Annotated in this window: 11 protein-coding genes and 1 pseudogene; 7 read left to right on the top strand and 5 right to left on the bottom strand. The window is 67.8% G+C overall.

The window, feature by feature from the left end; all coding sequences use genetic code 11:
* Both MTR62_RS21505 and MTR62_RS12125 read right to left on the bottom strand, forming a co-directional pair.
* Positions 1-552: pseudogene (locus MTR62_RS21505) on the bottom strand (biotin/lipoyl-binding protein); the annotation flags it as partial.
* The gene (locus tag MTR62_RS12125; protein WP_244021235.1) at positions 545-1,870 is read right to left on the bottom strand and encodes a TolC family protein; all 1,326 of its coding nucleotides are present in this window, start codon (positions 1,868-1,870) and stop codon (positions 545-547) included. The pseudogene MTR62_RS21505 and the gene MTR62_RS12125, both read right to left, overlap by 8 nt.
* A 335-nt stretch (positions 1,871-2,205) precedes the next feature.
* Here MTR62_RS12125 and MTR62_RS12120 point away from each other — a divergent pair, with 335 nt between their 5' ends.
* From MTR62_RS12120 to MTR62_RS12110, 3 genes are read left to right on the top strand one after another with little or no spacing between them, the layout of a single operon-like run.
* Complete coding sequence (locus MTR62_RS12120) at positions 2,206-2,622, top strand: secondary thiamine-phosphate synthase enzyme YjbQ (protein WP_244021234.1); 417 nt, start codon at positions 2,206-2,208, stop codon at positions 2,620-2,622.
* 55 nt (positions 2,623-2,677) lie between these two features.
* Positions 2,678-3,544: a cytochrome b/b6 domain-containing protein gene (locus tag MTR62_RS12115; protein WP_244021223.1), complete on the top strand. Its 867-nt coding sequence runs from the start codon at positions 2,678-2,680 to the stop codon at positions 3,542-3,544.
* Positions 3,541-4,305 carry a molybdopterin-dependent oxidoreductase gene (locus MTR62_RS12110; RefSeq protein ID WP_244021221.1) on the top strand — a complete coding sequence of 255 codons (765 nt, stop codon included), beginning with the start codon at positions 3,541-3,543 and terminating at the stop codon, positions 4,303-4,305. The genes MTR62_RS12115 and MTR62_RS12110 overlap by 4 nt, the downstream gene beginning before the upstream one ends.
* 80 nt (positions 4,306-4,385) lie before the next feature.
* Here MTR62_RS12110 and MTR62_RS12105 read toward each other — a convergent pair whose 3' ends face one another.
* The 3 genes from MTR62_RS12105 to wecB all read right to left on the bottom strand — a co-directional run bounded on the left by MTR62_RS12105 (position 4,386) and on the right by wecB (position 7,245).
* Complete coding sequence (locus MTR62_RS12105) at positions 4,386-4,565, bottom strand: hypothetical protein (RefSeq protein ID WP_244021219.1); 180 nt, start codon at positions 4,563-4,565, stop codon at positions 4,386-4,388.
* 231 nt (positions 4,566-4,796) lie between these two features.
* Complete coding sequence (gene wecC / locus MTR62_RS12100; RefSeq protein WP_244021217.1) at positions 4,797-6,098, bottom strand: UDP-N-acetyl-D-mannosamine dehydrogenase; 1,302 nt, start codon at positions 6,096-6,098, stop codon at positions 4,797-4,799.
* Positions 6,082-7,245 carry a non-hydrolyzing UDP-N-acetylglucosamine 2-epimerase gene (gene wecB / locus MTR62_RS12095; protein WP_244021215.1) on the bottom strand — a complete coding sequence of 388 codons (1,164 nt, stop codon included), beginning with the start codon at positions 7,243-7,245 and terminating at the stop codon, positions 6,082-6,084. The genes wecC and wecB overlap by 17 nt, the downstream gene beginning before the upstream one ends.
* 247 nt (positions 7,246-7,492) lie before the next feature.
* On the opposite strand from wecB, the gene rplQ reads away from it, so the two are divergent.
* The 4 genes from rplQ (at position 7,493) to MTR62_RS12075 (ending at position 11,668) form a co-directional block, all read left to right on the top strand.
* Positions 7,493-7,915, top strand: a complete 423-nt coding sequence (rplQ, locus tag MTR62_RS12090; RefSeq protein ID WP_244021213.1) for a 50S ribosomal protein L17 — start codon at positions 7,493-7,495, stop codon at positions 7,913-7,915.
* A 208-nt stretch (positions 7,916-8,123) separates the two neighbouring features.
* Positions 8,124-10,205: a prolyl oligopeptidase family serine peptidase gene (locus tag MTR62_RS12085; protein ID WP_244021211.1), complete on the top strand. Its 2,082-nt coding sequence runs from the start codon at positions 8,124-8,126 to the stop codon at positions 10,203-10,205.
* Between the two features lie 122 nt (positions 10,206-10,327).
* Positions 10,328-10,867 carry a hypothetical protein gene (locus MTR62_RS12080; RefSeq protein ID WP_244021209.1) on the top strand — a complete coding sequence of 180 codons (540 nt, stop codon included), beginning with the start codon at positions 10,328-10,330 and terminating at the stop codon, positions 10,865-10,867.
* Positions 10,868-11,062: 195 nt separating this feature from the next.
* Positions 11,063-11,668 (top strand): hypothetical protein, encoded by a 606-nt coding sequence (locus MTR62_RS12075; RefSeq protein ID WP_244021207.1) that lies wholly within the window; start codon positions 11,063-11,065, stop codon positions 11,666-11,668.
* Positions 11,669-11,678 lie beyond the last annotated feature (10 nt).

Raw genomic sequence — 11,678 nt, 5'->3', positions numbered from 1 at the left:
ATCGGCGCGCGCGCGCTCCATTTCGACGGTCGAGGGCACGCGGTGTTCGGATTCGCGCCAGACCCGCTCGAACCGCGCGAGGCGGGTGGCGGTATCGCGCACGTCGCCCTCGGCGGCTTCGGCCTGCGAACGGGCTGCGGCGAGCGCCGCGCGTTCGGACTCGAGCTGCGCGTCGCTGCCGCGCGAATCGATCCGGCCCAGGACCTGACCATAGTCGACCCGATCCCCGGTGGCGACGTCGAGCGCGGCGAGCTGGCCGTCGAGCCGGGCGCGGATGGTCAGTTCATCCTCGCCGTGGACGGTGCTCATCTCGGACAGGCGTGGCACGATATCGCCAGTCTCGACCGGGGCGAAGTAATAGGGGCTGTCGCTGCCGGTGACGAAGCGCACGAACAGCGCGGCGATCGCGATCAGCGCGAGGGTAAGGACCAGCAGGCTGACAAGCTGGCGCCGCGCGCGGCGCGGGGTAGCGCCCAGGAACGCATCGAGCGTGTGCTGCTCGTCGGGCAGAGGTTGGGGCTGGGCCTCTGCATGGGTGTCGTGCTCACTCACAGACCAGCACCTCGGGGCCGTCGCCGGGCGGGGCGGGCGGAGCGAGGTCGCTCTGCGACCAGCCGAGACCTTGCGCGGTCCAGGCCTGCACGCTGGCCGTGGCCTGCGCCGCGCGCGCGCCGATCAGCGCCACGTCGAGGCCGAGCGCGGTACGCTCGGCGACGTAGAGCGTGGCGAAGTCGCCGGTTCCGGTGCGGTAGGCCAGCCGGGCGGCTTCGCTGGTCTTATGCGCGCGTGCGATGGCCTGCGCGAGGTCGCTTTCGCGCTGCGCGGAAACGGCTAGACGGTCGCGCGCGTCGGCTAGCTGGGCGAGCGCCTTGTCGCGCGCCGCGCGCCACTGGCGCACCGCGACTTGCGCGCGGGCATCGTCCGTGGAAACGCCGTCGCTCGTCTGCGGACGGGCTTCGGGGGGCGCTGGTGTGTCGCCTTGCGGTCCGTCCTCGCCCGCCGTGCGGGCGAGCGCGGCGTCCAGCTCGTCCTGGCTGACCTTGGTGGCGATGAGGTGGGCGATGAGGCTGCGTTCGAGCGCGAGCAGGTCGGCGCGCCGGTCCAGCTCGTCACGGGTGGTGCGCGCCGGCGCGGCAAGAGTGATCGCCGGCACGCTGCCGTCTTCGCCCAGTTGGGCCTGAAGCTCGGCGACCGGAAGACCGACGAGCCCGGCAAGCGCCGCGCGGGCATCCTCGAAACGGGTGCGCAGCGTTTCGAGCGCATCGTGGCTGGCCACCAGCGAGGTATCGGCGAGGCCGGTGTCGAGCCCCGAGACGAGCCCGGCCTCCTTGCGGAAACCGGCGATCTCGGCGTTGTCGGCGTCGGTATTGAGCGCGCGGCTCTGCGCGACGAGCGTCGCCTGGAGGCGGCGGGTCTCGATATAGGCGAGCGCGATCGCCTCGGCGAGCTGCGCGCGCTGGGCGGCGAAGCGGTACGCGCGCGAGGCCAGTTCGGCCTGGGTGACGTCGGTGTCGCGGGTGTCGAACAGGTGGCGGATGCGGCTGTCGATGCGCCGCTGCTTCGCGCTCGCGCTGGCCTGCGCGGCGTTGAGCGAGCGGGCCTTGCAGGCAAGGTCGCGGTTCTGCGCAAGGCCGGTCTCGACCAGCCGCGCGAGCACCGGATCGCCCGTCGTGCGCCACCAGTAGGGTTCGGCGCCGTTGGCCACCGGCAGGTCGGGCCGGGTCGCGGTCAGGCTGGAGACGGGGGTGGTGCGCGCGGTGTCCGACGCGCAACCAGCCAGCGTCAGGGCGCCGGCAAGGATGAGCGCGGCGCCTGTGAACGAACCGGCGCCGCGGCCACGCGCAGAAGGGGAGAAACGGATCGAGGGCACTATGCTGCGATAGCGAGATTGTGCTTCAAGGCAATCGCCTGCCGCAAAATTCCTTCGCGTGCGCCCGGGCTGCGGGCTGGGCCGGGGGTTTTCATCGACAGGCCCGATGCGTTTGCGTTCGCGCGTGTGTCCGCGCGCGTGCTCGCGCGCGTCGTCCTGTCTGGTCAATGCACGTGCGACCGGCTTCAAAACCCACCCCTTTTGTTCACCAGTGAACCCTCATCGTCATGGGGAAGGATCGCCGCAGCGCCACTTTGGTTCCCGCCTCGCGGCACGCGCGCACCTTGTCAGGGCGCGCGGGAAGGCGCACAATAGCGTGAACAATGGATTGCATCATGCGACAGGCGACCGACATCCTGGCTTTCGCCACCCACCCCCGCGCGCTGCTCGAGATTACGCGCGAGGTGGCCGCCTGGCTCGCCGAGGCGCGGGTGGAGAGCGGCTTGCTCACCTTGTTCTGCCGCCACACGTCCGCCTCGCTGCTGATCCAGGAGAACGCCGCCCCCGAAGTGCGCAGCGATCTTGTCGACTGGTTCGATCGCATGGCCCCCGAAGATGGCCCCTACCGTCATGACGATGAGGGGCCGGACGACATGCCCGCCCATCTCAAGACCGCGCTGACTGGTGTCCATCTCCAGATCCCCGTGATCGGCGGGCGCATGGCGCTGGGCACCTGGCAGGGGATCTATCTGGCCGAACACCGCCACCGGGCGCATACCCGGCAAGTCGCGGTTCATCTTCTGGGAGAATAATCGCGGGCGGACGGCTGGCTGGTGCCCGGCCCGCGCGCAAAGGGGGGAGAGCAGGGTGAACGACGCCGAGACAGCCACGCAGCCGGACCCTGGCGCCATCGTGCGCCGCCACCGCCTGTCGACCCGCCTGTGGCATGCGCTCAACGCGGTGACGCTACTGGTCATGCTGATGAGCGGGCTGATGATCTTCAACGCGCACCCCCGGCTCTACTGGGGCGAATACGGCGCGAATTTCGATCCGGCCTGGTTCCAGATCGGCTCCGGAGCGCGTGCGGGGCAGCCTTTCGGCTTTGTCCAGCTGACCGATACGCGGATTGATACCACCGGCTGGCTGGGGCTCTGGAAGGACCCCGAGGGCGTGGTCCAGCGCAGGGCCTTTCCCTACTGGATCACCTTGCCGTCTTCCTACTCGCTGGCCGCCGCGCGGATCTGGCACCTGGCCTTCGCGCTCGTCCTGGCCTTTGCCCTGGCCGCCTATCTGCTGGTCTCGCTGGTCAACGGGCACGTGCGCCGCGACATCCACGTGACCCGGCGTGAGTGGGCGCCGCGCGCGATCTGGCACGATGTCAGGGATCACGCGCGGCTGCGCTTTCCAACGGGCGCCGCGGCGCTGCGCTATTCGGTGCTGCAGAAGCTGGCCTATGCGGGGGTGCTGTTCGGCCTCCTGCCCGCGATGATCGCGACGGGGCTGGCGATGTCTCCGGGGACCGATGCCTGGGCGCCGGTGCTGAGCGAGGTCTTCGGCGGGCGGCAGAGCGCGCGCTCGGTGCATTTCCTGTGCGCGGCGGGGCTCGTCGGCTTTTTTCTCGTGCACATGGCGATGGTCCTGCTGAGCGGACCGATCAACCAGCTGCGTGCGATCGTTACCGGGCGGTTCCGGCTGCCGGGCGGGAGAACCGCGCGGGTGGAGGAGAACCAGTGAGCCGTCTGCTGCTCAGTCGCCGGGGCCTGATCCGCACCGGCTCACTCACCGCCACAGGGCTGGCGTTGTCCGGATGCGATGCGCTGTTCGACAATCCCAGCTTTCGCAAGACGCTTGAAAGCGCGGAGGATTTCCATCGGGTGAGCCAGCGCGCGCTCGGCGGGGAGGCGCTGGCGCGCGAATATACAAAGGCGGACCTCTCGCCCGAGTTTCGCGCCAACGGCAGCCGTACGGTTGCCGATGCGCTTTACCGTCGCCAGCTCGCGCAGGGTTTTGCGGGCTGGTCGCTGCGGGTCGAGGGGCTGGTCGAGCGCGCGCTCGACCTGTCGCTTGACGCGCTGCGTGGGCTGCCCCAGCGCCGCCAGATCACCCGGCACGATTGCGTGGAAGGGTGGAGCGCGATCGGCGAATGGCAGGGGCCGCAGCTTGCCAGCGTGGTGACCCTCGCCCGGCTGCGGCCTGAAGCGCGCTACGTGGTGTTCCATTGCGCCGATCTCTACCACGCTCGCCCCTATTACGAATCGATCGACCGGCTCGACGCCTTTCACCCTCAGACCATCCTCGCCTGGCAGATGAACGGCGCACCGCTGAGCGAGGCGCACGGGGCGCCGCTGCGCCTAAGGGTCGAGCGGCAGCTGGGCTACAAGCAGGCCAAGTTCGTCACCCGGATCGAGGCGGTCGCCTCGCTCGCCGCGATCCACGGCGGCAAGGGCGGGTATTGGGAGGATAACGGGGCTTACGCCTGGTACGCGGGGATCTGAGCCGGGGCGCGGCCTGGGTGGTCGTGGCTGGCCGGTACGTTCACCGAACCAACCGCCCGCTGGCGGGAGAGGATGGGGCGTCAGTCCTGCGCGCTGGGGGCGTTGGCTTCGCTGGGCAGGATGCCGATCGTTTCGCCCACCCGGTCGAGCGCCGTCTGGACGAAGGCCGCTTCGACGAGGAATTCGCGTTCGTCGAGCAGGGCCAGCGCCTCGACCAGCAGGGCGTGGGCGCGCGCGATCTTGGTCAGGGCAGGGTCCATGGGGGCGACCTCGGTTAAGCGGTTTTAATGTCCCATCTCTACGGGAAAGCCCGTATCGATGCACACGCTATCGTCTTACATCGTGTTCGCATGACGACGAAGCGTTATTCCGGCGCGACAAATCGTGTCGGAAGGCCTGCCCGTGGGTGCCCGATGAGGGGCCCTGCACCGGCGCGCCCGAATCTATTCATTTCGGAGCATTTGCGCCATTTCGGAGTATTTGGGCGCGTCTCAGCCGACGAGCTTGAGCCGGGCTTCCTCCTCGCGCACCACGCGGGGCTGGTCGGGCCAGATGCCGCGGGTGTCGTAGACCAGCTTGTCCGCGCGTTCGGCCAGCGGCACGACCTTGAACACGTCGTGGTCGACCAGGACGATGAAGATGTCGCAGGCCTCGAGCGCCTCGTCGATGTCGATCTGCGCCACGCCGGTGTCGGTGAATTCGATCGGCAGCTCGGCGGCGTAGGGCTCGACCACGCTGATGCGGTCCCCGAACCGGCGCACCAGCCGACTGGTGATGAAGCGCGCCGGGCTTTCCCGAAAGTCGTCGATGTTGGCCTTGAAGGCGAGGCCGAGACACGCGACTTTCGCCTCCGGGTGCGCCTCGATCAGCGCTTCCGCCTTGGCGACGACATGGTGCATCTTGCCGTCGTTGACCCCGCGCGCGGTGCGGATCAGCGGGGTCTGGTCGGGCGCGCCGTGCACGATGAACCAGGGGTCGACCGCGATGCAGTGCCCGCCGACGCCGGGGCCGGGCGTCAGGATGTTGACGCGCGGGTGACGGTTGGCCAGGCGGATGACCTCCCACACGTCGAGCCCCATGGCGTCCGACACCATGGACAGTTCGTTGGCAAAGGCGATGTTGACGTCGCGATAGGCGTTCTCGACCAGCTTGGTCATCTCGGCCGAGCGCGCGTCGGTGGTGACGCAAGCCCCGCGCACGAAGCGCTTGTAGAAGGCCAGCGCCTTGCGCGCGCAGCGCGGGGTAATGCCGCCGATCGAGCGGTCGTTGTTGGTGAGTTCCTCGAGGATGCGGCCGGGAAGCACGCGCTCGGGGCAGTAGGCGATCGCGATGTCGGGCGTTTCGTGGGTGAGGCCGGGCACCTTGAGGTCGGGGCGCAGCCCGGCGATCAGGTCGCGCAGCTGCTCGGTCGTGCCGACCGGCGAGGTCGATTCCAGGATCACCACGTCGCCCGTCTTGAGCACCGGGGCGATGGTCCGGCCCGCCGCCAGGACATAGGAGATGTCGGGCGCGTGGTCCTTGTCGAAGGGGGTGGGGACCGCGATCACGAAGACGTCGGCCGGGGCGACCTGGGTCGAGGCTGACAGCAGCCCGCGCGCGACCACGCCGCGTACCAGCCCGTCGAGATCGACTTCCTCGATATGGATTTCGCCGCGGTTGATCGTGTCGACCACGCTTTGCGTGACGTCCAGGCCCAGCACCGTGCAGCCCGCGCGGGCGATCACCGCCGCCGTGGGCAGGCCGATGTAGCCAAGGCCGACGACGCAGACGCTGGGTTTAGTATCCGATTTCATGCGCGAGCGCCTCCACGATCCGGCGCGCGGCGGTGCCATCCCCGAACGGGTTGTGCGCGCGCGCCATAGCCTCGTACGAATCCCTATCGTCGAGCAAGGTTGAAATTTCGGAAACGATGCGGGGTGCATCGGTGCCGACCAGCCGTGCGGTGCCCGCCGCGACGCCTTCGGGCCGCTCGGTCGTCTCGCGCATGACGAGCACCGGCTTGCCGAGCGCGGGGGCTTCCTCCTGCACGCCGCCCGAATCGGTCAGCATGATCTCGGCGATCGCGAGCAGGCGTGCGAAGTGCGGGTAGTCGAGCGGTTCGATCAGCGCCACGTTGTCCAGCCCGGCCAGCCGTGCGGTCATCACCCGGCGCACGTTGGGGTTGAGATGGACGGGGAAGATCACCGCGGTATCGGGGCGCTCGGCGATCTGGCGGATGGCGGTTGCGATCTGCTCCATGCCCTCGCCGAAATTCTCGCGCCGGTGGCTGGTGACGCCGACGATGCGCTTGCCGGCAAAGCGCGCCTCGAGCGGAGCGAGATCGGTGGCGAGGTCGGGATGGCGTTCGATCGCGGCGCTGACCCAGTGCAGCGCGTCGATCACCGTGTTGCCGGTGACGTGCACGCGCGCGGGATCGATCGCTTCGCGCAGCAGCGCCTCTTGCGCGGTTGGGGTCGGCGCGAAATGCAGGCTGGCCAGCGCGCCGATGATCTTGCGGTTCACCTCCTCGGGCCAGGGGTGATAGATGTTGTAGGAGCGTAGGCCCGCCTCGACATGGTCGACCGGCAGCTGGCGGTAATAGGCCGCGAGCCCGCCGGCCATCGCGGTGGCGGTGTCGCCCTGGACGATCACCCGGTCGGGCTTGACCGTGTCCATGACCGTGCCGAGCCCGGTCAGGAGCCGTGCGGTCAGCGCGTCGAGCGTCTGGTCGGGCTGCATCACGTCGAGATCGTGGTCGGGCACGATCCCTGCGATCGCGAGCACCTGGTCGAGCATCTGGCGGTGCTGGGCCGAAACGCAGACCACGCATTCGAAGCGCGGGTCGGCCTTGAGCGCGTGGATCACCGGGAACAGCTTGATCGCCTCGGGCCGGGTGCCGAAGACGACAAGGATGCGGGCAGGACTACGCGGCGGGATGGGCGCGTTCGGACTAAGGGTCATGCCGATGGGGATAGCCGGACAATGTTAAGGGGGAAATAAGCGCGACTTTTATTTACAACCTCGGCGCGGCCCGGTTTCTACGCCGCGCAGGGCAGCGCTGGAGTATCGAATCTTGACTCCTTGCGCGAAATCGGCATTAGGGCGCCTCTTCACGAACACGTGAACACGGTTAGGGGCGATGGCCGTATCCGCATCGCCCGGCTGGCAGTACCTCATCACGGCTGCCTGACGAACAGGAAGAAGACCCATGCGTCACAAGTATTCGGGCCGCAAGCTGCAGCGCAAGTCCGGCCACCGCGCCGCCCTTCTGCGCAACATGGCTGCAGCGCTCATCAAGCACGAGCAGATCCAGACCACCACGCCCAAGGCGAAGGAACTGCGTCCCTACATCGAAAAGCTCATCACGCTGGCCAAGCATGGTGGCCTGTCGAACCGTCGTCTTGCGCACAGCAAGATCATGGACGATGCGCAGGAAAAGAAGCTGTTCGAAGTGCTGGCCGAGCGTTACGCCGACCGCAACGGCGGCTACACCCGCATCATCAAGGCCGGTTTCCGCGCTTCGGACGCCGCGCCCATCGCGATCATCGAACTCGTCGACCGTGACACCGAGGCCAAGGGCCAGGATTCGGGCCCGGTCATGAACGAGGCGGAAGACTACGCCGAGGCGTAAGTCTTTTGCAGGGCGGCCCGCTAGCCGGAACGCCCGCGAAAAATGCATTGCAAGAAACGGTCGCGGGATGCCAATCTCGCGGCCGTTTTTTCGTTTGGCGGCGAAGGGGGCAGGGGTGTTATCGATAGGGCGCAGGGCCTTGCGCGTGCTTTGGGCGATCGGCGCGCTCTTGTCGGGGCTTGCCCCAGCGCCCATCTTGGCGGGCGACATGACCCAGATGACCTATCCCGAAAGCCGCCGCGACACCGTTGTCGAAACCCACTTCGGTAGCGAGGTCGCCGATCCCTACCGCTGGCTCGAAGCCGACGTGCGCGAGGATGCCGAGGTGGCCGACTGGGTGGCGCGTGAAAGCGCGTTCACCGACGCCTACTTGAAGGCCCTGCCGCAACGCGCGTGGTTCGCCCGGCGCGGGCAGGCGCTGCTCGACTTCGAACGCTTCGGTCTGCCGGAAAAGGCGGGCAAGCGCTACTTCTACATCCGTAATTCGGGGCTTCAGAACCAGGCCCAGCTGTTCGTGCGCGAGGGGCTTCACGGCGAACCGCGCCTGTTGATCGATCCCAACGCCTGGGCCAGCGACGGGGCGACCGCGCTGGCCAGCTGGGTGCCCTCGCACAAGGGCAAGTACCTGCTCTACAGCGTGCAGGACGGTGGCAGCGACTGGCGCACGGTGCGCGTGCTCGACGTGAAGAGCGGCGAGCCGCTGGCCGACACGATCCATTGGGTCAAGTTCTCGGGCCTGTCCTGGCTGGGCGAGAAGGGCTTCTTCTATTCGCGCTTCCCCGAGCCGGACGAAGGCGAGGCGTTCCAGAGCCGCAACTTCGACCAGAAGGTCTACTACCACGCACTGGGTACGGAGCAGAGCGAGGATCGCGTGGTCTATGCCACGCCCGAGCATCCCGAATACGGCCACAGCGCCGAAGTGACACAGGATGGCCGTTGGGCGGTGATCACCTCGCACATCGGCACCGACGCGCGCTACGAGGTCCACGCGATCGATCTTTCGAGCCGCGACTGGGCGCCGCGCTCGATTGTCACCGGCTTCCACGATGCCTGGTCGCTGGTCGAAGGGGTGGGCGACGCGTTGTGGTTCGTCACCAACCAGGATGCGCCGCGCAAGCGCCTCGTGCGGGTCGATATGGACAGGCAGGGCGCGCGCTTCACCCAGATCGTGCCCGAGCGTGAGGAGCTGCTCGAACGCGCCGGGATCGTCGGCAACCAGCTGGTGCTCAACTACATGCGCGATGCCGCCAGCCATGCCGAGATCGTCAGTCTCGACGGCAAGCGCGTGCGCGACGTGACGATGAGCGGCATCGGCACCGCCTCGGGCTTTCGCGGCAAGCCGGGCGACCCGGAAACCTTCTACGCCTTTTCGAGCTTCAACCGCCCGGCTTCGATCTTCCGCATGGACATCGATACCGGCGTGTCCGAACCCTTCGCCGAACCGAAGATGGACTTCGATCCCGAGGATTTCGTCGTCGAGCAGCGCTTCTACCCGTCGAAGGACGGGACCAGGGTGCCGATGTTCGTGTTCCGCCGCAAGGACGTGGCCGCGGCGGGCAAGCCGGTGCCGACGATCCTCTATGGCTATGGCGGGTTCGACATTGCCCTGACGCCCGGCTTTTCGGCCTCGCGGCTGGCCTGGGTCGAGGCGGGCGGCGCCTATGTCGTGGCGAACCTGCGCGGCGGGGGGGAATACGGGCGCGAATGGCACGACGGCGGGCGCCGCGCGAACAAGCAGAACGTGTTCGACGATTTCATTGCCGCGGCCGAGTATCTCAAGGCGCAGGGGATCACGCGCGAAGGCGGGCTGGCGATCAATGGCGGTTCGAACGGGGGGCTTCTGGTCGGCGCGGTGACCAACCAGCGCCCCGACCTGTTCGCCGCCGCGGTGCCGCAGGTCGGCGTGATGGACATGCTGCGCTTCGACCGCTTCACCGCCGGGCGCTACTGGGTCGACGACTACGGCCACCCCGACCGCGAGGCGGATTTCCGAGTCCTGCTGGACTATTCGCCCTACCACAATATCCGTGAAGGGGCCGCGTATCCGGCCGTGCTGGTGACCACGGCGGACACCGACGACCGCGTGGTGCCGGGCCATTCGTTCAAGTACGCGGCCGCGCTCCAGCACGCGCGGATCGGCGTGAAGCCGCACCTCATTCGCATCGAGACGCGCGCCGGGCATGGTTCGGGCAAGCCGACCGACAAGGCGATCGAGGAAGCGGCCGACATCATGGCCTTCATGGCGCAGTGGACGGGTCTTTCGGTTCCTGAGGGATGGCTGTTCATGTAAAATGGTAAAAATATGAACGACGGCTGTCGCAAGGGTTCAGCACGCCCTCAGCGCCGCCTTGGTAGAACGCATCGGACACCGGGCAATCGGGCCGGGTGCGCAAAACCAAGGAGGAGAGGCTTATGTCACCCCTGATGAACACCACTCTTGGCAAGAGTCTGGTCGGGACCGTGGCGGCCGGTGCGATGGTCGCCTCCGTTCCCGGCGCCGCGCTGGCGCGCGATAACGGTGGCGGCGTGGATGCCGCGACGGTGATTGCCGGCGCGCTGGTCGTGGGCGGGATTGCCGCGCTCGCGGCCTCGTCGAACAACGACCGGAACGCCAGCTATTCCCGCGACGATCGCTATCACGATGGACGCGATGGCAGAGGCTATTACGGCCGCGACCGACGCTACCGTGCGGTAAGCGCGCGTGAAGCGGTCGACCAGTGCGTTGCAGCGGCGACGCGCAGCGCCAGGCGCCACGCCTATGCGGGTGGACGGGCGCGGGTCACGCGGATCAGCGATGTCGATCGCAAGGACTACGGCTTCAAGGTCGAAGGGCGCATTGCGGTCGAACAGCGCGCGCGCTGGGGCCGGGACGATACGGGCCGCTTCACCTGCCGTGTGAATCGCGCTGGCGGCATCCGCAATCTGGGATTTTCGGGCATCGCGGGATTGTGAGAAGGGCGGCGGCAAGTCGATTGGAAACCGGCGGTATCGCCCCTGACCGCCCTTTTCTATGTAAAATCACGTAAAATCACCCGGAGGTGGGGCGCGAAAGTGGGCGGTTCAGGCTATCGAAAGCGCGAATCGTCCACTTTTACCGGCGATAGTTGGACGGCGCGAACCGTGCGCGCCGGGTTTGGATCTGTAGTCATGACCTTTCTGCGTTCGCGTGTCTGTGTCTCTCTCGCCGCACTGGCTGCCGGCGCGCTCACCGTGTCCCCGGCCATGGCGCAGGGCTGGGGCGGACCGCCGCCCCCGCCGCATCACCACCACCACCGCTACGATCGCGGGCCGGACGGCGGCGACCTGCTCGCCGGGCTGCTCATCGTGGGCGGTATCGCCGCGATCGCCAGCGCGGCCAGCAGTGCGAGCAAGGCCAAGACCGAAGAGAGCGCTTCGAGTTCGGACAGCTGGGATCATGACGGCTATGCCGACGATCACGCCGAGGCTTCGGTAAGTTCGGGCGCTACTCCGGCCTATCCGGGCGGCCCGGTCGAAGGCGAGGCGGGCTATCCCGCGCCTGACGGTGCCGAGAAGGCGAGCGGCTCGGGTGGCTTTGGCATGGCGGTCGATACCTGCACCGGTGAGATCGAGCGTTCGGGCTCCAACCGGGTCGACACGGTCGACAAGGTCAACAATTTCAACGGCCGCATCGCGGTCGAGGGCAAGCTTGCCGACGGGCGCGGCTTTGCCTGCAGCATCGATGGCGATGGGCACGTGCGCTCGGTCGCAGTCGATGGCCACGCGATGATCTGAAGCGAAACAC

Origin of the sequence: Novosphingobium organovorum (assembly GCF_022832435.1) — a bacterium.
Classification (GTDB): Bacteria; Pseudomonadota; Alphaproteobacteria; order Sphingomonadales; family Sphingomonadaceae; genus Novosphingobium; species Novosphingobium organovorum.
The sequence above is the reverse complement of the archived record's forward strand: the minus strand, read 5'-3'. Positions and strand labels throughout refer to the sequence as shown.